Annotated in this window: 20 protein-coding genes; 4 read left to right on the top strand and 16 right to left on the bottom strand. The window is 66.7% G+C overall.

Annotation, left to right across the window (positions count from 1 at the left end; genetic code table 11):
- Nucleotides 1–6 precede the first annotated feature (6 nt).
- Together FBZ90_RS14850 and FBZ90_RS14845 are read right to left on the bottom strand one after the other, a co-directional pair.
- Complete coding sequence (locus FBZ90_RS14850; protein WP_246130424.1) at nucleotides 7–1,908, bottom strand: hybrid sensor histidine kinase/response regulator; 1,902 nt, start codon at nucleotides 1,906–1,908, stop codon at nucleotides 7–9.
- 323 nt (nucleotides 1,909–2,231) lie between these two features.
- A complete protein-coding gene (locus FBZ90_RS14845) occupies nucleotides 2,232–2,741 on the bottom strand; it encodes a ferritin-like domain-containing protein (protein WP_145733353.1) in 510 nt (169 codons plus the stop codon).
- Between the two features lie 277 nt (nucleotides 2,742–3,018).
- Here FBZ90_RS14845 and FBZ90_RS14840 point away from each other — a divergent pair, with 277 nt between their 5' ends.
- Nucleotides 3,019–3,912, top strand: coding sequence for a manganese catalase family protein (locus FBZ90_RS14840; protein WP_145733351.1), 894 nt, complete (start codon nucleotides 3,019–3,021; stop codon nucleotides 3,910–3,912).
- Nucleotides 3,913–3,991: 79 nt separating this feature from the next.
- Here the strand turns inward: FBZ90_RS14840 and FBZ90_RS14835 are convergent, their stop codons facing one another.
- A complete protein-coding gene (locus tag FBZ90_RS14835) occupies nucleotides 3,992–5,272 on the bottom strand; it encodes an MFS transporter (protein ID WP_246130423.1) in 1,281 nt (426 codons plus the stop codon).
- Between the two features lie 269 nt (nucleotides 5,273–5,541).
- Between FBZ90_RS14835 and FBZ90_RS14830 the strand changes: the two genes are divergently transcribed.
- The gene (locus FBZ90_RS14830; RefSeq protein WP_145733349.1) at nucleotides 5,542–6,279 is read left to right on the top strand and encodes a class I SAM-dependent methyltransferase; all 738 of its coding nucleotides are present in this window, start codon (nucleotides 5,542–5,544) and stop codon (nucleotides 6,277–6,279) included.
- A gap of 91 nt (nucleotides 6,280–6,370) precedes the next feature.
- On the opposite strand, the gene FBZ90_RS14825 is transcribed toward FBZ90_RS14830, so the two are convergent.
- Complete coding sequence (locus FBZ90_RS14825; RefSeq protein ID WP_145733347.1) at nucleotides 6,371–7,108, bottom strand: cysteine hydrolase family protein; 738 nt, start codon at nucleotides 7,106–7,108, stop codon at nucleotides 6,371–6,373.
- 231 nt (nucleotides 7,109–7,339) lie between these two features.
- On the opposite strand from FBZ90_RS14825, the gene FBZ90_RS14820 reads away from it, so the two are divergent.
- Both FBZ90_RS14820 and FBZ90_RS27845 read left to right on the top strand, forming a co-directional pair.
- Nucleotides 7,340–8,743 (top strand): sensor histidine kinase, encoded by a 1,404-nt coding sequence (locus FBZ90_RS14820; protein WP_145733345.1) that lies wholly within the window; start codon nucleotides 7,340–7,342, stop codon nucleotides 8,741–8,743.
- 186 nt (nucleotides 8,744–8,929) lie between these two features.
- Nucleotides 8,930–9,103 carry a hypothetical protein gene (locus FBZ90_RS27845; RefSeq protein ID WP_186455816.1) on the top strand — a complete coding sequence of 58 codons (174 nt, stop codon included), beginning with the start codon at nucleotides 8,930–8,932 and terminating at the stop codon, nucleotides 9,101–9,103.
- 18 nt (nucleotides 9,104–9,121) lie between these two features.
- Here FBZ90_RS27845 and FBZ90_RS14815 read toward each other — a convergent pair whose 3' ends face one another.
- The 12 genes from FBZ90_RS14815 to gspG are packed head-to-tail and all read right to left on the bottom strand — an operon-like array spanning nucleotide 9,122 to nucleotide 19,941.
- The gene (locus FBZ90_RS14815; protein ID WP_186455815.1) at nucleotides 9,122–9,967 is read right to left on the bottom strand and encodes a DsbA family protein; all 846 of its coding nucleotides are present in this window, start codon (nucleotides 9,965–9,967) and stop codon (nucleotides 9,122–9,124) included.
- 35 nt (nucleotides 9,968–10,002) lie between these two features.
- Entirely contained in the window at nucleotides 10,003–10,542 is a 540-nt protein-coding gene (locus tag FBZ90_RS14810; RefSeq protein ID WP_186455814.1) for a type II secretion system protein, read from the bottom strand.
- A gap of 3 nt (nucleotides 10,543–10,545) precedes the next feature.
- Complete coding sequence (locus tag FBZ90_RS14805; RefSeq protein ID WP_145733340.1) at nucleotides 10,546–10,935, bottom strand: type II secretion system protein; 390 nt, start codon at nucleotides 10,933–10,935, stop codon at nucleotides 10,546–10,548.
- A 17-nt stretch (nucleotides 10,936–10,952) separates the two neighbouring features.
- Entirely contained in the window at nucleotides 10,953–11,429 is a 477-nt protein-coding gene (locus FBZ90_RS14800) for a type II secretion system protein (RefSeq protein ID WP_145733338.1), read from the bottom strand.
- Nucleotides 11,426–13,906, bottom strand: coding sequence for a cohesin domain-containing protein (locus FBZ90_RS14795; protein ID WP_211102051.1), 2,481 nt, complete (start codon nucleotides 13,904–13,906; stop codon nucleotides 11,426–11,428). Before FBZ90_RS14795 ends, FBZ90_RS14800 begins: the two co-directional genes overlap by 4 nt.
- Before the next feature lie 23 nt (nucleotides 13,907–13,929).
- Nucleotides 13,930–14,451: a hypothetical protein gene (locus FBZ90_RS14790; RefSeq protein ID WP_145733336.1), complete on the bottom strand. Its 522-nt coding sequence runs from the start codon at nucleotides 14,449–14,451 to the stop codon at nucleotides 13,930–13,932.
- A complete protein-coding gene (locus FBZ90_RS14785; RefSeq protein WP_145733335.1) occupies nucleotides 14,448–15,083 on the bottom strand; it encodes a hypothetical protein in 636 nt (211 codons plus the stop codon). Before FBZ90_RS14785 ends, FBZ90_RS14790 begins: the two co-directional genes overlap by 4 nt.
- Nucleotides 15,080–15,652: a PilN domain-containing protein gene (locus FBZ90_RS14780; protein ID WP_145733333.1), complete on the bottom strand. Its 573-nt coding sequence runs from the start codon at nucleotides 15,650–15,652 to the stop codon at nucleotides 15,080–15,082. Before FBZ90_RS14780 ends, FBZ90_RS14785 begins: the two co-directional genes overlap by 4 nt.
- Nucleotides 15,649–16,578: a hypothetical protein gene (locus tag FBZ90_RS14775; protein WP_145733331.1), complete on the bottom strand. Its 930-nt coding sequence runs from the start codon at nucleotides 16,576–16,578 to the stop codon at nucleotides 15,649–15,651. The genes FBZ90_RS14780 and FBZ90_RS14775 overlap by 4 nt, the downstream gene beginning before the upstream one ends.
- Nucleotides 16,571–18,280: a GspE/PulE family protein gene (locus FBZ90_RS14770; RefSeq protein WP_145733329.1), complete on the bottom strand. Its 1,710-nt coding sequence runs from the start codon at nucleotides 18,278–18,280 to the stop codon at nucleotides 16,571–16,573. Before FBZ90_RS14770 ends, FBZ90_RS14775 begins: the two co-directional genes overlap by 8 nt.
- Nucleotides 18,277–19,464 (bottom strand): type II secretion system F family protein, encoded by a 1,188-nt coding sequence (locus FBZ90_RS14765; protein WP_145733327.1) that lies wholly within the window; start codon nucleotides 19,462–19,464, stop codon nucleotides 18,277–18,279. Before FBZ90_RS14765 ends, FBZ90_RS14770 begins: the two co-directional genes overlap by 4 nt.
- Nucleotides 19,465–19,485: 21 nt before the next feature.
- Nucleotides 19,486–19,941 (bottom strand): type II secretion system major pseudopilin GspG, encoded by a 456-nt coding sequence (gene gspG, locus FBZ90_RS14760; RefSeq protein ID WP_246130422.1) that lies wholly within the window; start codon nucleotides 19,939–19,941, stop codon nucleotides 19,486–19,488.
- Between the last annotated feature and the right edge of the window lie 84 nt (nucleotides 19,942–20,025).

Genomic DNA, 20,025 nt, shown 5'->3' with positions numbered 1-20,025 from the left:
CGACGATCAGGGCTGGGCGGGGTGCCCCAGCGCCTCCTTGATGGCGCGGGTAAGATCTTCGATGCGGTAGGGCTTGGCGAGTACGGGAAAGCCCTGCTGCACCGCGGGTTCCTCGCTGTAGCCGGTGGACAGGATAACCGGCATGTCTGGATGCCGCCGACGGATTTCACGGGCCAGGTTCAAGCCATTCACCGCACCCGGCATCACGATGTCGCTGAACACCAGGTCGTAGGCGCCACCGCGGTCCATCAGGTCCAGTGCCTCCTGACCGCTGCCGACATGGGTCACGCAATAGCCCAGTTCCTCCAGCGCGGTGGTGATGACCGGCCCTAGGACGGCATCGTCCTCCGCCATCAGGATGCGCGCGCTGCCGCCTTGCGGTTCGGTTCGCGCGGCCCCAAAAAGCCGCTGTGGCACCCGGGCGGTGCGGGGCAGCGACAACGATACCGTGGTGCCCCTGCCTGGACGGCTGCTCAGCCGGGCCTCTCCCCCGGACTGGCGGGCAAAACCGTAGACCTGAGAGAGGCCCAGGCCCGTGCCCTTGCCCAAGGGCTTCGTCGTGAAAAAGGGATCGAAGGCGCGGCTGGCCACATCGGGCGCCATGCCCATGCCCGTATCGCCCACCTCTATTTCCACCATATCCCCCCGACGACCCGCATCCGGAACATTGCGGGCACCCAAGGTCAAGGTGCCGCCGTTCGGCATGGCGTCCCTGGCGTTGGCTGCCAGGTTCAGCAGCGCGACCTCCAACTGCACCGGGTCTGTCTCCACCGGCCACAGATCGGCGGGCAGCGTCGCCTTCACCTCGATATCGCCACGCACCACCTGCCGGATCAGGCCAAGGCAGCCAGGCAGGACGTCGCGCAGATCGACCGCCTCCAGGTCCATGGGTCGCTGGCGGGAAAAGGTCATGAGCTGATGGATCAGGGTCCGGCCGCGATCCACCGCCTGCAGTCCCCCTTCCAGCAGACGATGCCGGCGTGCCGGGTCCACCGGGTTGCGGGCCAGCATTTCCAGGCAGCCGGATATGGCCTGAAGCAGGTTGTTGAAGTCATGGGCCAAGCCGCCGGTCAGTTGGCCGATGGCCTCCATTTTCTGGGAATGGCGCAGGCGTTCCTCCCATTCCCGGCGCTCCGTGATGTCGCGGGTGATCTTGGCGAACCCGATCAGCTTGCCCGCCGGGTCGCGAATGGGGTCGATGATGACATGGGCCCAGAAGCGGGACCCGTCCTTGCGCACGCGCCACCCCTCACGCTCAAAGCGGCCCTCCGCCTCGGCGATGGCCAGCGCGCGGCCCGGCAGGTTGTCGGCGCGATCCTCCTCGGTATAAAAGCGCGAAAAGTGTTCGCCGATGATTTCCTCGCGGCTGTAGCCCTTGATGCGTTGCGCGCCGGTGTTCCAATTGGTCACATGCCCGGTGGGATCCAGCATGTAGATGGCATAGTCGGTGACCCCTTGGACCAGCAGGCGGAACCGCTGCTCACTGTCATGCAGCGCCTGCTGCGCCAGGCGCCGTTCCGAGATGTCCCGCGTGATCTTGGCGAACCCCACCAGAACCCCGGCGGCGTCCCGGACCGCTTCAATCACCACGCTGGCCCAGAAGCGGGTGCCGTCCTTGCGGACACGCCATCCCTCCGCCTCGAACCGGCCGTCAGCCCCGGCGATGGCCAATGCCCGCTCGGGAACGCCGGCCTTGCGGTCGTCCTCGGTGTAGAAGAGGGAGACGTGCTGGCCCAGGATCTCGTTCGTTTCATAGCCTTTGAACCGCCCCGCGCGGGCGTTCCAACTGCTCACGAAGCCATTCGGGTCCAGCATGTAGATGGCATAGTCGCTAATGCCATCCACGAGAAGCTGGAAGCGCTGTTCAGCGCCAACCAGGTCTCCGTGAACCGGATCTTGAGTACTCACCGACGTCCTCACAGTGCGAAAACATATGCCCCATCCTGCTCATCCTCATAGCCCGTCATGGTTCGGGCGAAGGGCAGGGGTTTCGTGGCACCCATTTGCGGGCGCGGGATGGCCCATAGCCTTTGATTAAAAAGAGGCTTTGATTTAACTGTTCGGTCCATAAAGATGTATCTAGTATACCGCATATAAAATAAAAGCCGGCAATTTGCTTTATCCCTGCATGCCTATTCCAAAAGGGCCAATGCCGGCTGGCGGCGGCCATGTCACGATCGGTGCCTTCGTCACCGCGTGGCCGCCGCCCTGGGGTCGGTCATGCCGCAGCGTTACCGCTTCCCGCCTTCCTCCAGCACCTCGTCGCGCGCCAGGAACTTCTTGGTCAGGGCAGGCAGGTGCTCCACCAGCCAGGCCGCCATGGCCATTTCCTCCTGAAGGCTCTGTTCACACAAATCGCGGGTTTCGGCATCGCCCACCGCCTCGGCGGCGGCGATGAGGATGGTGTAGGAGGCGATCTCCATATTCTCGAAGGCGTAGCTGGCCAAGGCGCCCTTGACGATCTCGTCATCCACGAACATGCCGCTCAGCCCCTGGCCAAAGGCGGTGGCCCGGCCGGCGAGGTCCTTGATGGCCGAAGTGTCGCCCCCGATGCGCTCAAGGCACCGTTCCAGGCGCTGGGCCTGGGTGTGGGTTTCGGCGATGTGCTGCTGCAACCTGCCCCGCACGGGCGGGTAGTTCTCAATGCGCTCACACAGGGCGGTCATCATCGTTTCCGCCTGCTGCTCCATGGCGTGGGCATCGCGCAGCCAATCAACCAGATGTTCCTCGTTCGTGGCCATGGCCAGTGCTCCTTGCTTGTGGGGTAGCGCCCGCCACCGATGAAAACCGTGTCGGGGGCCGCGCGCAAACAAGCCGCCGCGCCGACCACGGTTCCCTAAAAGCCAATCATGAGCGTGAATTGTTAAATTTCATCTGAAACTAGAGCGCCAGGAGGCAAATCAAGCGAAGCTTCAGCTCCACAACGACTTAAATAACCGGAACAAATCCAGACACACGGCCTTTAGATCTGCGAGAGCGACAGGACGTTCATTTGGCGGCACTATCAGGAGGACAACGATGTTCATGCATAACAAGCGCCTGCAATACACGGTCCGCGTGTCGGAGCCCAACCCCGTCCTGGCCAGCTTCATGCTGGAACAGTTCGGCGGGCCGCAGGGCGAACTGGCCGCGGCCATGCGCTATTTCACCCAGGCGCTGGGCGAAACCGACCCGGGCCGCAAGGACATGCTGTTCGATATCGCGACCGAGGAACTGAGCCACCTGGAAATCATCGGCAGCATCGTCGCCATGCTCAACAAAGGCATCAAGGGCGACCTGGCCGAGGCCAACTTGGCGGAGGCGGATCTCTATTCCGCCCTGAACCAAGGCGGTGACAGCCATACGCAATCGCTGTTGTATGGCGGCGGCCCGTCGTTGACCAACTCCTCCGGCGTTCCCTGGACGGCGGCTTACATCGACAGCATCGGCGACCCCACCTGTGACCTGCGCTCCAACATCGCGGCGGAGAGCCGGGCCAAGATCGTCTATGAGCGACTGATCAACATCACCGACGACCCCGGCATCAAGGACGCCCTGACCTTCCTGATGACCCGCGAGATCGCGCACCAGAAATCATTCGAGAAGGCGCTGTACGCCATCGAACCGAACTTCCCGCCCGGCAAGCTGCCCGGCAAGCCGGAATTCGCCGACCTTTACGTCAACACCTCGCAAGGCGAGGGGGACGCCGAGGGTCCGTGGAACGCGGGCGGCAGGTGGCAACGGCTGGACGACGTGGCGGGCAGCCTTCCCTTGGACGGCGGCGCCGGATTGCCCTCAGTCACCTTGACCGAAGCGCAGCAGCAGGCCGCCGAGGCCCTGATGGCGCGCACCATGTCCAATCCGGAGAGCGACCCCATCACGGGTGCGGAACTGGGCTCCGGCCAAGTCATCGAGGATCTGGCCGACGCCTGACGTCGCTGAGGCGGCCCCCTGCGGCTTAAGGCTCAAAGGTATGTGCCCCTTTTGAGCCCTAAGCTCTTGCTGCTCAGGATCAGCGGGGCCTCGTCTCGGGCGCGCGTACGATGACCGGCAGCACCAGGAGTGCCACCAGGGCGATCATGGTGCCGGGCACCAGCGCCCACCCGGTGGCGGTCAGCAGGGCCTGGGCCAGGAACGGGGTCAGTCCGCCAAAAAGGGCGGTGGCCCCGGTGGCCCCCAGCGCCAGGCCCGTCAGCCGACCTTCGCCCGGAAACTGCTCCGCCGTCGCCACCGCGCCGACCGCGCTGACACCCCCCGCGACCGCCGCCAGCAACACCGCCCCGCATAAGGCCTGGGCGGTGGAGTTGCCCGACATCAGCCAGAACAGGGGTAGGGGCAACAGGGCGCTGGCGAGGGCCAGGCCGATCAGGACGGGCTTGCGGCCCACACGGTCCGACAAGGTCCCGACCAGAGGCGTGACCGCGATCACCACCCCGGCCGCGACAGTGGACAGCCAGAGCGCCGCGCCTTCACTCAACGATCCCGCTGAGGTCAGGAAGGCGGGCACATAGGTGATGCCGACATAATAAGTGATGGAGCCCAGCGCCGAAATCGCGAAAGAGCGGAAAATCCCCGCCCGGTGATGCGCCAGGGCATGGCGCAACGGCCGGGCCGGCACGGCACCCGACGCCTGTTGGCGCTCGAAGTCCGGGGATTCCCGCATGGTGGACCGGGCGACCCAAACAAATCCGGCCAAGGCCGCGCCGATGAGGAAAGGGATGCGCCAGCCCCAGGACGTCAATGCCGCTGAGGACAGCGCGTGGACGGTCAAGGCGGAAACACCCACAGCCAACAGCCCGCCGACCTCGCTGGCCGCCGACGCGCAGGATGTGACCAACCCCCGCCGCCGTGGATCGGCCCCCTCCATCAAATAGGCCACCACACCAGTATATTCCCCGCCGACAGAGAAACTCATGACGCAGCGCAGCAGCAACAGCAGCCCTCCCGCCGCGATGCCGATGCTGTCAAAGGTCGGCAACAAGGCGGTGGCCAACATGGCGACGCTCATCAGCGCCATGGACAGCAGCATCATGGGGCGGCGCCCGATGCGGTCCCCGACGTGTCCAAAAACCACCGCGCCCAGCGGGCGCAGCAGGTAAGCGATGGCGAACCCTGCCAGGGCGGTGATCAGCGATGCCGGCCGGTCGCCGAAAAAAAGGCGGGCCAGGACCGGCGCGAAGTAGAGATACAGGGTGAAGTCATACCATTCCACCACCGTGGAAAGCGCCGCGATCACCATGGACCCGCGATGGGCGCTGGCGGGGACGAGAGGATCAGACTGTCGACGAACCAAGGGCACTCTCCCTCCACCCGCATTGGCACCGCCACATAGCGGTACCGCCCACGACAATGCGGGAGACTGACAGTTCTACTTTGCGCCTACATACGAAAACCGATAACCTTAATTATGGAAATAGTTGTTTGACTATTCGACATCATGCACTTCTAGCATGGCCAACGTTGATAAATCTGCGACAACTCAAGTCAGAAATCGCGGCGATTGCGCTATGGTGTGGAGGAATTGCCAATTCGAGTTAGTCGCAGACAACGGCAGAGGAAGGCATGGATCGACTCTTTCCCTATGGTCTCGACGCGCCGCCTGTGGTCCGCAATTTATTGCTAGGCTCGTTTTTCTGCGGGGCGCTTTTCATGCTGGACCTCGTCGGGATTCTGCCGATCCACGTCAATGGCCTCATCTGGCCCACCTTGTCGATGGGCGCCGGCGCGATCGCCATGATCTGGTCGAGCGCCCGCGGCAAGATTCGGGAACGTGAGATCATCCTCGACCGCATCGACTGGCGCGGTGACGAGCGGGTGATCGATATCGGCTGCGGGCGCGGCTTGTTCACCGTCGCGGCGGCCCGCCGCGTGCCGCGGGGCCATGTGGTCGGTATCGATATCTGGCAGGTGGAGGATCTTTCCGGCAATGGCCCCGGCGCGGTCATCGCGAATGCCGCGCGCGAAGGCGTTTCCGGCCGCGTCGAGTGCCGCAGCGCCGACATGCGGGAGATCCCCTTCCCGGACAACAGCTTCGATGTCGCGCTCTCATCAGCGGCCATCCACAACCTCTATGAGGCTGCCGACCGCGCCCGCGCGATCCGCGAAATCGCCCGCGTTCTCGCGCCCGACGGCCGTCTGGTGATCAGCGATATCCGCCATTTGTCCGATTACGCGCGGTGGGCGCGCGAAGCCGGTGTCGCAACCGTGGTCTCGCGCAGCATCGGGGATCAAATCTGGCGCTTCGGGAGCTTCGGCTTTCTGGCGCCGGGGCTCGTGTTGGGCCGTAAGGGACCCGAATAAGGCGGCCGCATCCGAAGCCGGCCCCATCACTCCCGGTATTGGCTACGGATGTCCGCCGACATGAGAAATCGGCGGACATCCGCACGCCGGGTCACACCGCCGCTTGGGCCGCGTTCAGGCGGGCGATGGTCTCTTCCGTGGTCCACAAGCCGCTGGCCAACCACCGGAAGTTGGTCAAGGCCGCCAGATAGCCATCGCCTTCCGGTATCTTGCTGGCGGCCGTCGCGTCCCGCACCACCACGACCTCGAAGCCATGCTCCACGAAGTCCCGCAAATGGGATTCCACGCAGAAGTTCGCGGCCATGCCGGCCAGGATGACCTGGTCCACCCGATGCTTGCGCAACTGGAACAACACGTCGTTGGTCTGCGGCCCCGCGATCTTGTGCGGGGAACAGACGATGGTCCGCCCATCCTCGATCAGGGATTTGTATTCCGGCATCCAGTCGGCACCGGACCCGGCGAAGCCCTCCAATGACAGGGGGTCGCGCCGATCGAACATGCGCATCTTGTGCATCAGCGCTTCGCCCGGTGCCGCGAAGTCCCACTGGTGATCATGCGGGTAATAATAATGGGGGGAAATCACGACGGGCAGGTCCACCGCCTTGGCGGCGGCCATCAGCCGGCCCAGGTTGGGCACGGTGCCGATCTCGGTGATATTCTCGCCAAAGGCGCCCCAGGCGGCACCGTGCGGGCTCAGGAAGTCGATTTGCGGATCGGTGACGACGAGGGCCGCCCGGCGCAGGTCCAGGGCCACCGGGGTGGCGGGAAGCACCGGGTTTTCCGGGTCGGCATACAGCGGGTTCGGCTTGCGGCTGGTGGCGTCGGACATGTCGTTGGCTCCGGATCGGTAGGAGGTGGCCTCGTGGGCCGGCCGCACTTTCCGCCCGGTCAGGTCCGGGGGCTTGTCCTGGCTGGCAGGATTTGCACGAAACGGTACACATATCGCCCGCGCGGGCGGGATGCGCTTGCCAAACGTCCGGTCCCAGGGCTTCATCCGAGGCGCGCTGATCAAGGTCAACGGCGGTTTTGCTTTGAGAAACGGGATAGTCGGCACACCCAAATGAGCGATCTGACCGGGGAGTTGACTGTCCTCTCAATGTTGATCCTGCTGGCCACCGTCGGCGCCGCACTGTTGGTCAGCCGGCGGAAACTGAACGTCACCCGCGCGGCGCTGACGGAAAGCGGCCGGGAGTTGGACAATCTCCGCCGGTGCAATACCACGCTGGAACAACGGCTGGACACCCACGCCCGCGACTTGGCGCTCAGCGATGCCCGATACCGTCGCCTGTTCGAGGTCAGCACCATCAGCTTCTGCGAACAGGACATCGGCGAAGCCAAGACCTTGCTGGACGGACTGAAGGCCCAGGGCATCACCGATTTCCGCGCCTATGTCGCCGCGCACCCGGAATTCCTGGAGCGCTGCGTCAATGCCATCAGGACGGTCGAGGTGAACGACGCCCTGGCACAGTTGCTGGGATATGAGGACAGGGCGGAACTGGCCGCTAAGCCGCCGCGACAGAATGCCGAAAACGCGCTGCAGGTGCTGACCCACCAGTTGGAAGCCGCGTTCAATGGCTGGAGGAACATCGCGGGCAGCACGGTGCTGATCGGCAAGGACGACCGGCGCATCCCGGTGCTGTACCGCGTGCGACTGGTGAGCGAAACCGTGCAGATGTCCAGTCATGTCGACTTGACGGAACGGGAACGGATCGAGGCCATGCGTCTGGCGGCCCAAGCGGAACTCGCCAGATCCAACCGCATCGCCACGGTGGATGCCCTGTCCACCTCGCTGGCGCATGAACTGAACCAGCCGATCGCCGCCATCCTGACCGATGCCGGAACGGGTGTGCGCCGGCTGCAAGCCACGCCGCCCGATACCGACGCGGCGCTGCGGGTCCTGCAGCGGATGCAAATCAATGGTCAGCGTCTGGCCGACATCGTGCGGCGGACGCGGGACCAACTGGTCAAAGGCACGCGGGAGATCGCGCCGCTGAATTTGGCCAAACTCTTATCTGAAACCCGCAGCCTGCTGGAACGTGACCTGATCGTTCATGAAACGCTGATGGTCATCACCTGCCCGCCCGACCTGCCGCCGGTGGTCGCCGATCGCGTTGAACTGCAGCAGGTGCTGGTGAACCTAATCATGAACAGCCTGGATGCCATGGCCGACACCCCGCCGCGGGCACGAAGCGTCACGGTGACGGCTCAAGCCATGGATATGGGATTCGTCCGGGTATCGGTGGCCGATACGGGCCCCGGCATCACCGCTGAAGCGCTGTCGAAAATATTCAAGCCCTTCTTCACCACCAAAGTCGGGGGCATGGGCATGGGGCTACAGATCTGCCAGTCGGCCATTGAAGCCTTGGGTGGCGCGCTCACCGCGCGCAACGCGCCGCAAGGAGGTGCCATCTTCGAGTTTACCCTGCCCATCGCCGACGTTGAAGCGGCAGCGGAACCAGCCTGAAGCGCCTGAGCCGGTCAGGTGGCACGCGTCTCTCGGGAAAGCGCGCCGATGTCTTTCTAATGGATGCCCTATTGATATATGAATATGATCCCGCACGTCATATTTGTATAAACTATATATCCTATTTCTCCGCCTTCAAGGACCCCGCGCGCCCTGCAATCAGCCTTCTGGTGGCTGAAGGCGCGGGTGACCTTCGTGCCGGACGATAGTCCCTTCCAGGTCGCGGCCTTCATCGACAACATCACGAACCGGCAGGTCTTCACCAACATTTCCATCACCGGCAACCTGGACGGTTCCCGCGCGCTGAGCAATCTCGCCCCGCCCCGGACCTTTGGATTGCAGCTGAGCGCCCGCCTGTAAGGGCGGCTGCAAGTCCCCTCAGGGGGCTTGCGCCTTGCGGGCGCGGGCGGCGGCGACCGCCTTGGCCAGGGCGTCCGGCGTCAGGGCACCGGTCTGGACGCTGTCTCCGATCACCAGGCCGGGCGTGGCGGTCACCCCTATCGCCTGGGCCAAGGCACGGTTGCGGCCGGCCCGCCCCATGATCTCCGGTGCCTGGATATCCCGCGCCAGGCGGGCCGTGTCCAGATTCAGCCGCGCGGCGATTTCCAGCAGATGCGCCTCCGTCAACTGGTGCTCCGGCGTCTTGTCCGCCATGAGCGCCGCGTGAAAGGCCGCGTATTTGCCCTGGCGCTTGGCGGCCAAGGCGTAACGGGCTGCGACCTCCGACCCCGGCCCCAGGATGGCGATGTCCTTCAGCACCACGCGAACGCCGGGATCCGTTCGGATCAGCGCCTCCAGCGTGGGGGCCATCATCTTGCAGTAGGGACATTCGTCATCGAAGAACTCCACGATGGTGACGTCGCCGCGGGGATTGCCCATCTCCGGATCCTCCGGATCGGCCACCAGGGCATCATGGTTCCGCGCGACCAGCGCCCTGGCTTGCGCCTGGCGGTCGGCGGCCTGCTTGGCGGCCAGGGCCTGCTGCGCTTCCAGAAGCACCTCGGGATGGGCCAACAGGTAATCCCGTATCCCCCGGCCCAGATCACCCTGGCGCACGGCCTCTGCGGAATCGGCGGCGGCGGGCAAGGGGCAGAAGCCGCCGGCGCAGGTGGAAGGCGTCGCGCCACATCCGGCCAGCAACAACCCCATCCCCGCGGCGATGACGGCGGAAACGGGGGTTGATCGCGCAAGATCGAATGCCGCACTCACGAAACGGCGAAGCATGACGTCATCCTCATGAAAAAGCGGAACGGAAGGGATCATTTGGGACCGGCAGGTATCCGCGCGCCGGCGCGGGTCAACGCCGTGGCGGGGGGCGCCTGGACGAAGACCCAGTCGGCATAACGGTCCTTATCGTTGAAGTCCTGATACGCCGCGGGGAAATCGGCCCGCTTGATGGGGTGCCCCGGCGCCAGGCTGTAAATGCCAAGAATGCCCGCGCCATCGGGCGTCCTGACCAAACCCCAGGTCGCCTGCCCGGTCAGCGGATCGGCCTCAAGACGGCGCAGGTGGCGCCGGACACCGGGATAACGGGGGTCGCGCAGCAGCTCTTCCAGGGTATGGGGCGCCCGGGACAACCCGGCCGGCGTGGCGTCGGCGTAACTGCGCAAGGCCAGGCGGAATTCGGTGCCGACGTCCAGCAGAGCCTCCTCCGCCTGGCGCCGCCGCATCAGCGACCCCGCCTGCAGGCTGGCCGACGCCACCAGGCCGACCAGGGCGAGGAGAATGAGCAGGGCCAGATAGGTGAAGCCGGCTTGGGCGTTCGGCCGCGCACCGGCGCCGTTGGGGAAAGCGCGCACGGCTCACATATCCCCGAACGCCCGGCCGTCATGACCGGTGCCGGGCGCGCCGCTTTTCAGATCGTAGACGTTTCCGCCGTATTGCTCCTCCGGCGGAATGATCACCCATGCGCGGTCGCTTCCCGCCACCGGGTCGAACGGCAAGGCGCGCAGGTAACGCTTGTCCACCAGTTCCTCAAGGGTGTCGGGATAGCGGCCCAGGTCGCCGTAGAACTTGTCGATGGCGTCGCGCGTCACCCGCAGGTTCTCGGCCAGAACCTTTTCCTTCGCCGTGTCGATGGACTGGTAATAGCGGGGCAGCGCCAGGCTTAGCAGCAGCCCGACGATGGCCAGGACCACCAACAGCTCCACCAGCGTGAAACCCGCGCGCCGCCCGGCGGGCGGCCTCGTCATCGTCGGGACCATGGCCATCACCATCTATTATAGGGAATGCCGTTTAGGCCCAGCCGCGCCTGGGGGGCATAGACGTCGTAGACGTCATCGCCTTCCTGGGGGGCGTCGGCCTCGCTGGCATAGCTGCGCTTGGCCCAGGTGGCGGCGTCCGCCAGGTCCGGATCGGCCGCCAGGGGATTGCGCGGCAGGCGCCGCAGGAAAAAGATCTTGTGGTGGTCGGGATCCCGCTGATCCGGAACCCCCTCCACCAGGATATCCAGATCGGCGGGGTATCCGGTGGTGCCGGCCTCTTTCGGGATGCGGCCGTCGTCACTGGCCTGGTGATAGGCGTCGATGGCCTGGCGGATGTCGTGCAGAGCCCGGCGCAGCTCCGCCTCCCGTTCCCGCTGGCTGGCCACCTGCGCCACGGGCAGGACTATGGTGGCCAGCAGGCCGACGATGGCCAGCGTCACCAGCAGTTCGATCAACGTGAACCCCGCCTGGCGCCCGGTCATGGGCCGGTGATCCGCAGGGTGAATGGGTTGGGCGGCAACAGGGTGAGGGGCACCCCATCCACCCCCGCCGGCGTGGAGGACACCAGCTCAACAGCGGTGGAGGGGGTGGCGGCCAGGGCCTTGAACGTGACCGTCGCCAGCACGCCCTGGGCCGTGGCGCCGGCGCCGGATGTGACGCTGTCGGCGATGGTCAGCTGCCCGTTGCCGGGCAGCCGGGTGGAAAAGCTGGTGGTGGCACCGCCCTGCTTCAGGAACGCGCCCTCGGTGATATTGGTGACCTGCAGCTTGGTGGCGTCATACCCCAAGGTCACCGGCAGGCCGGTCACCGGCTGGGTCGCCTGCGCCAGCAGGCTCAGGGTGACGGTACCGCCCACGGCCACCGGGCTGTTGCCCTGCCATTGCAGTTGCACCGTGCCGCTTCCCGAGACGGCGCCCACCGCCCCCTCCTCCACCGGCAGCGCGCCGGCGGAGGACGTGCCCGAGGAGACGCCGGTGTCGGTGGACGGCATGCTTCCGGGCAAGCCCAGGCCGGCCGGTGCCCCCGATTGCGCCCCCGATTGCGTCCCCTGGGGCGTCGCCGCCTTGGCGGAGCTGGCGGCGGCCGGTGCCGGCACGACGGCCGAGGCCGTGCCCGCTGACACGGCCCCACCGCTGGCCCCGCCGCCCGCGTGCATGCTGGTTTCTGTGCCGGAATTGAACAAGGCCTCACTAGCGTCGGGCCGTTGGATGTTGCGCACCAGGTGGGGCGTGATCGACAGCACGATCTCTGTCTTCTGATCGTCGTCGGTGGTGGCGCCGAACAGCCGGCCCAACACCGGCATGTCGCCTAGGCCGGGCACCTTGTTGCCCGAGGTACGTTCCTGGCTGTCGATCAGGCCCGCCAGCACATCGGTTTCCCCGTTCTTCAGGCGCAGGGACGTGCTGGCCGTGCGGGTGCCGATCTCATAGGCGCTGGTGCCGGTCTGGGTCGTCACCTGGCTGATGATGCTGCTGACCTCCAGCGTCAGCTTGATGCCGACGTTGTCGTCCAGATAGATCGTCGGCTCCACGTTCAAGGTCAGGCCGACGTCGATATAGTTCACCGATTGTGACAGGAAGCCCGTCGATGTCGCGGTGGAGGTGATATTGGGCAGCCGCTGTCCGATCAGGATTTTCGCCTTCTCATGGTTGCGGACGCGGATGCGGGGATTGGTCAGCAGCTTGGTATTGGAGTCCTGAAGGTTGGCGTTGGCCGTGGCGCTGCCGACAGTGACGCCGATGTTGCGGGTGGTCTGGTGCGACAGGTCGTAGAGAGAAACCGCAGACCCCGCCGTGCTGGTGGACGAGGTGGAGGAGGTGGACGTGGACCCGCCGCCGGTTGCGACCGTGGCGCCCAAGGGCGACGGCTGGAATGACGCGCTGGCCGGCCACTGGATGCCCAGGTCCTGCAGCTTGCTGCGCTGGATCTCCAGCACCTCCACGTCCAGCATGACTTCGGGATCGGCCACGTCCTCCACCGCCACCAGCTTTTCCGCCATGCGGATGGCGTCCGGCGTGTCGCGGACGATGACCAGGTTCAGCTTCTCGTCCACCGCGATGTCACGGACCTTGATGATGGTCTTCAGCGTGTTGGCGATGGTCTTCGCCTCGGCGTTGGCCAGGTAGAAGGTGCGGACGCTGAGTTCCTGGTAATCCTTCTGCTTGGCCGGCGTGTTCGGGTAGATCAGCACGGTGTTGCCGTCCATCACCTGCTGTTCCAGCTGATTGGTCATCAGCACCATCCGCACCGCGCCCTCGATGGTGCTGTTCTTCAGGAAGATGGACGTGCGCTGGTCCACCTTGACGTCCTTGTCGAACAGGAAATTGAGCCCCGAGGTGTGGGATATCACCTCGAAGACCTGCTTCAGGGTCACGTCCTTGAATTCGATGGTGATCGGCTTGCGATAGACCTGGGCCAGCCGCGCCTCGGGCGCCGACGCGCTCAGCTTCGCGTCAATGGTGCGCTTCAGCGCCTGGGCGCGCGGATCGGCCGGCGCCTCCGTCAACACGCGCGCAAGGGTGTGGTTGGCCGCGTCCACCTGCCCACGGGCCAGCAGGCTTTCGGCCTCGTTCAGCCAGGTGGATTGCCGCACCCGCGCCTCCAGCGCCGACAGACCATCCTGCGCCCGCTCCGAGGTCGGGTTCAGCGCCAGGGCGTGGCGGTACAGGGCGCGCGCATCGTCGAAAGAGCCCTGGGCCACCAGCCTGTCCGCCCGCTCCACCGTGGTGGTCAGCGCCCGTTCACGCGTCTGCAGATAGGCCGACCGGTACAGGACGTCGCGGGGGTCCTGCCGGGCGGCCTCCTGGAATTTGGCCATGCCCTCCTCAACCTTGCCTTCCTGCACCAGGGCCACGCCATCCTTGTAGGCATCCTGGCCAGCGCAGCCTGTCAGCGCCATGACGGGTAGCATCAGCCAGGCCGCCGCCGTCCGCAGGCCGCCCCGCGCCCGCTTTTCCATGCCCGCCCTCTTCCCGGCGCCCATCAATTTTCCCCACCGATCGTCATGGTCTGCATTTGCTTCAAGGGTAAGTAAGTGAAGGTGAGGACAGGCGGCTTGATGGCGTTCACCACGTACTTCTGCTCAATGACGCTGCCCTCGCGCACGAAGTAGGTCTGGTCGCCGATGGCCAGGTAGACCTCCCACGCCGCGTTCTCGAATTTCCGCCCCAGATAGGTGAACGGCAGGGGGGGCGGGCCTGCCGACGCCCCTGCCCCTTCCGCCACCGTGGCCGCCGGCCGGCCGGCGGTGGGCTCCTCGAACAGATGCGACACCGCCGCCTCACCGTCATGGCCGATCAGCGCCTCTCGCGGTATCAGCGCCAGGATGGCGGGTGTGCGCTTGCGCTTGGCGGCGGGGGTGGCGACCGTTGGGCCCGTGGTCGCCGGCCGTGTCACCGCCTCCACCACCGCGCCGCCGGCGCCGCTGGGCGTGCGGTCGCCGAAAACCGCCAAGCCGGCGGATACCGCGAGGCCCCCGATCATAAGGACGTGCCGGGCCTTCATGGCGCGTGCCCCTTGTCCGGGGAGGCCACCCCCGATGGGGCGGCCAGGTAATCCGCCGGCCCATCCAGGTAGAGGGTGAGGCGCAACCGCGCCTCCACCGACGCATCGCCCACCGCCTGACGCTTGATGCTGATTTCATCCAGCGCCAGGTAGGGCACGGACACCAGCATCTGGCGGCTGAAATCACGAATGGCGGCATAGCGGCCGGTGACGGGCAGCTGCAGGACATAGGTGTAGAACAGCCCGGCCTTGTCATAGGCCAGCTTGTAGTCGCCCTGCACGAGGGTCAGGCCCTGGCGCGCGGCCTCATCGAACAGGACTGCGAGGTCCTGCTCCGCATAGCGCACATCGCCCAGCGCGTCATAGAACGCCTGAAGATTGCGCTGCGCCAGGGGCGGCGGTGGAGCGGGCGGTGCCGGGGCATGCGCGGCCCGGGCGACCCGCGTCGCCGCCAGGTCCAGGTCGGCCTGGCGCTGCGCCACCATGACCCGCAGATACGGCAGGCCGCCCACACACGCGCAGGTCCCGCCCAGTAACAGCGCCCAGGCGATGATCGTGGACCAGCCGGCACGGCCCAGCGCTAAACGTCCGTGCAGCAGCAGGGTGGCCGGCGACAGGATTGGCGCCCTCATGGCGTGCCCCCTTTCGGCATCTCCGCCTGCGGCCAGCCGGCCTCGATCTGGAAATGCAGGGGTTGCCGGCTCTCGGCCGTCTGGTCGGTGCTGTGCTTCACGAGATAGGCGCCGGCCAGGAAAGGCTGTTTCTTCAATTGGGTGACGTAGGCCAGCATGGCCGCGTCATCCGCCCCCGCCCCTTCGATGCGCAGGGTGCCGCGCTTGGCATCCGGCTCCAGCGCCAGCAGGGACAAGGATGGGGGCGTCCCCGCCTCCACCGCGTCCAGCAGATCCCGCCAGGGCAGGTTCAATTGACGGATGGCGGCGTTGACGGCGGCGGCCTGCGCCTCGGGTACCGGCATCTCCTCCACCGGCGCGCGCGGCGCACGACGCGCCGCCAGCGCGTGCTCCGCCCCCGCCACGGCCTCATCCAGATCGGCCAGGCGTTCCAGCCGCCCCCGCGCGACGACGGCCGCCACCAGGCCCAGGACCAGGCCCGCCATGGCCAGCGCCTTGTAGGCCAACGGGGTCAGCGCCATCAGCCGGGCATAGGACGGCGGGGTGAAATCAAGGGTCTGCCGTCTCATCCCGCCAGGGCCCCCGTCCCGAACAGATGGGACAGGACGCGCCCGGCGGCTGGCCATCCCCCCGGCTCAATCCAGCGGATCAGGGGACCGCCATTCCCAGGGCCGGGCCCGTCGGCGGCGATCACGGCGGACAACGAAGGTCCCCGCCGGGCACCGTCATCGTACAGCGCCACGGCGCCGGGGTCGGCCAAGCCATGGCGCAACGCCACCGTCAGCACTTGGCCGCGCAGCCATGCGGCATCGACCGGGCCGGCCGGCAGGGCCAGGCGATGCACGGCCGCGAGGTCGGGGGGATGGCCATCGACACAGCCCAGGGTGATGATCCCGCCGTTATGGGCTCCCCGCCCCTGGACCACGCCCAGCCAGGCACCGTCCAGCCGGCGGCGCACCGCGTTCCAGGCCAATGCGAAACGCGGCGCCACACTGGCCAGGCGCAAGCCGTGGCTGCCGGCGAAGACCTCCAGCGTGTCATACAACGCCGCCGGCATGGCGCACGCCAGGAAGGGGCGGTCCACCGCGCCGCCGCAGGCCAGGCGCCAGGCGCCAGGATCGTCACCGTAAAGCATTTGAAAGCGCATGGCGGCGGCGGCGCGGATATCGCGCATGCCCTGGGCGTTGCGGGGCGGCGGCACCATGAACAGACGTACCTGGTCGTCGCCCAGGGTGACCAGCAGGGGCAGGCCGGAATGACGCTTACCCGCCAGGGCGGCCCCCAGCGCGGCGGACCCCAGTGCGGCGGTCCAATCAGCCTCTGGGGCAGTGGCTACCAGCGGCAGATCCGCCAGGCACCGATCCGCCGCCCAGGCACCGGGCCGGTGGTCCAACCGCACACCCTCGCGCGACAGGTGTAGATGCAGCCGCCCGCCCAGCAGGGTGGACACGGGGCCGTACAGCCGATGGGAAGGCCGGCGGATGGAACTAGGCATGCTGGGTCACCCGTTTGACCTCCGCCAGGGTGGTCTCACCCGCGCGCGCCAGGACCAGCGCCGCCTCGCGCAGGCTGCGCGTGCCGTTGCGGTGCGCCGCCTCCTTGATCTGACGGATGGGACTTTTCTCGACCACCATCTCGCGCAACTCATCCGTCAGGGTCAGGATTTCGGCGATGGCACGGCGGCCCTTGTATCCGGTCCCCCGGCAATCGCCGCAACCGGCGCCCCGGCGGAAAGTGTGGCCGGCGATCCCCTCAAGCGGCAGGCCCAGGCGCAGCAACTCCGCCTCATCCGCCAGGTAATCCGTGGCGCAATGCGGGCAGTTCACCCGGATCAGACGCTGGGCCCAGATGCCGTTCAGGGCCGAAACGAAGGCATAGGGGTCGATGCCCATGTGGGTGAAACGCCCGAACACGTCGAAGACGTTGTTGGCGTGCACCGTGGTCAGCACCAGATGGCCGGTCAGGGCCGACTGCACAGCGATTTCCGCCGTTTCACGGTCGCGGATCTCGCCCACCATGATCTTGTCCGGGTCATGCCGCAGGATGCTGCGCAGCCCTTTGGCGAAGGTCAGTCCCTTGCGCTCGTTCACCGGAATCTGAAGGATCCCGGGCAGTTGATATTCAACCGGGTCCTCGATGGTGATGATCTTGTCCCGGCCGTTGTGGATCTCGGTCAGGGCCGCGTACAGCGTGGTGGTCTTGCCCGAACCGGTGGGCCCGGTGACCAGCAGCATGCCGTGGGGCTCTTCCGCCAGGCCGCGCAGGGTCGCCAGCGACGCGGCGTCGAAGCCCAGGGTTTCCAGGCTGAGCGCGCCGTAGGCCGCCATCATGGCGCGCTTGTCCAGGATGCGGATGACGGCGTCCTCGCCATGGATGCTGGGCATGATGGAAACGCGCAGGTCGATCTCGCGCCCCGCCGCCTCCACCCGGAAACTGCCGTCCTGCGGTATGCGCCGTTCGGCGATGTCCAGTTCCGCCAGCACCTTCAGGCGGCTGATCACCTGCTCCGCCGTTTCCGTGCCGCTGACCGAGGTGCCACGGTCCAGCACGCCGTCGATGCGGTACTTGATGGCCAGGCCGCCCGCCGTGCTTTCCAGGTGGATGTCAGAGGCACCAGCCTTCAACGCGTCGTAAAGGGTGGAATTGACCAGTTTCACCGCCGGGCTGGCGGCCTCGCTGACGGACGCGAAGGACAGGGTGGCGGCGGTGCGCCCGTCGCGCCGGTTCGTGTCGTCCGCCTGGACCACGTTGTCCATGGCCCGGGCGGTTTCCTCCAATTTGGACAGGTAGGCCTGGACATCGGACCGTAACGCCAGGGCCACGCCCAGGCCGCCCTGCCCGGCCGTCAAGGTTTCCAGCCAGGTCAGCAGATCGGCATCGAAGGGGTCGGAAACCACCCCCAGCAACGGTGGGCCGCCCGCCTCCGCTGGGGGCCGCAAGAGGGCTGTGTGCCGCTGCATGGCGCGCGACAACGGCAGCAGGTCCAGGGCGTCGCCCATGGCCAGCATGTCCGCGGTCCCCAGCACGGGCAAGGACAACAGGCGGCCCAGCCGGGCCAGGCGCTGGCGCGGGTCGCCACCCGCCAGGGCGTCGAACTCGCCCAGGATGCCCCGGCCGCCACGGGCGGCGGCACGCGCCCGGCGCAGCAACGCCGCGTCCTCCGTCAGGGTATCGGAAATGGCCTCGGGATGGATCATTGCAGACTGTCCGCCAGATCGAAGATGGGCATGTAGAGCAGGACGACGATGGCGCCGACGATGATGCCGATGCCGGCCATCAGCAGCGGTTCGAAAACTCGGGTGAAGCGGTCGATCCAGCGCCCGATTTCGCCATCGTAGAATTCCGCCGACCGGGTCAGCATGGCCCCCAGCTCGCCCGACCGTTCGCCGACGCGCAGCATGCGCAGCGAGATGGGGGTGGTGAGGCCATTGCCGTCGAAGGCATCGGACAGGGGGGTGCCCGCCTGCACAGCCTCGCTGGCCCGGCGCAGACGGGCCGCCATTTCCGGCGACATCATGCCCAGGATGGCATCCATCGCGGCCACGACGGTGATGCCCCCCTCCAGCAGCATCCCCAAGGTCAGGTACAGACGTGACAGCTCATAGATGTGCACCCGGCCGCGCATGCCCGGAATTAACGACAGAAGCCGGCCCACCCCGCCCCGCCGCACCGTTCCCCGCACGGCGGCCACCAATGCCGCCAGGATGGCGACCGCGCCCACCGCCAAGGGCAGCGCGTGGCCGTGGGCGAAGCGCCCCCAGTCCATCAGCACCCGCGACATGAACGGCAGGGAACGGCCCGTGCCCTGGTAAATCTGGGCGAAGCTGGGGACGACGTACCCCACCAGGAAGAAGGAGACGGCCCCGCCCACCAGGGCCAGGATGCAGGGATAGATCGCGGCGCTGACCACCTTGCCGCGCACCCCGTCCACCCGTAGGCGATAGTCCAGATAGCGCCCCAGCGACCGCGGCAGGTCGCTGGTTCCCTCCGCCGCCTTGACGATGCCGATGTACAGCGGTGGGAAGTGATAGGGCTGCTCCGCCAGCGCCGCGGAAAAGCGCTTGCCATCGCGCAGGCCGGCCAGCAGGCGCTGCAGAATGCCGCGCACGCCCTCGTTGGCCTCCTTCTCCAGCAGCGCCTCCAGCCCCTCCACGATGGACAGGCCGGCGGTCAGCAGGGCCAGAAGTTCCTGGCTGAACAGCACCAGCGACCAATGCCGGGACGTGGCGCCCCGCCCGCGCAGGCTGGCGGCCGGCCTCACCTCCGCCGGGAACAGCCCGCGCAGCGCCACCTGGCGGCGCGCGTCCGCCTCATCCTGGGCATCCAGGGTGACTTGGGACACGAGATGGTCGGGCGACAGCGCCCGTACCTCATAGCGCATCTATACCGCCTCCCCCTTCCGTCACTCGTTGCTGAGGTCGGCGTCGGGGCCGGTGCCGCCCGGCTGGCCGTCGCGGCCGTATGACTGGATGGCGAACTCCCCCTTGTCGCCCGGCGCGCGATACAGGTAGGCGTGCCCCCAGGGATCGGGGATGATGGCCTTGCGCAGGTAAGGCCCGTTCCACTTGTCGCCATCGGCGGCAGGCCGGGTCATCAGCACGGCCAGGCCTTCCTCCGTCGTGGGGAAACGGCCCATGTCCAGGCGGAAATTATCGACGGCCTTGGCGTAGGCCTCGATCTGGGCCTTGGCCGTCGTCACCTCCGACTTGGCGACCTGCGCGAAATACTTGGGCCCCACATAAGAGGCCAGCAGGCCGATGATCAGCACCACGACCAACAATTCCAGCAGGGTGAACCCCCGCGACCGCGCGGTATCGGCCCGGTATCGCCGCGCCATCCGTCCCATCATCCCGGTCATTTCGCTTTCCCCACTTGCAAAGGCTTTGGGGGATGGCGCCGCCATCCCCCGGATATCACCGTTTCACTGCTTTTATTAAGGGCC

Origin of the sequence: Nitrospirillum pindoramense, from assembly GCF_007827955.1 — a bacterium.
Taxonomy (GTDB): domain Bacteria; phylum Pseudomonadota; class Alphaproteobacteria; order Azospirillales; family Azospirillaceae; genus Nitrospirillum; species Nitrospirillum amazonense_B.
Note: the sequence above shows the minus strand (reverse complement) of the source record. Positions and strands in the feature narration are given on the sequence as shown.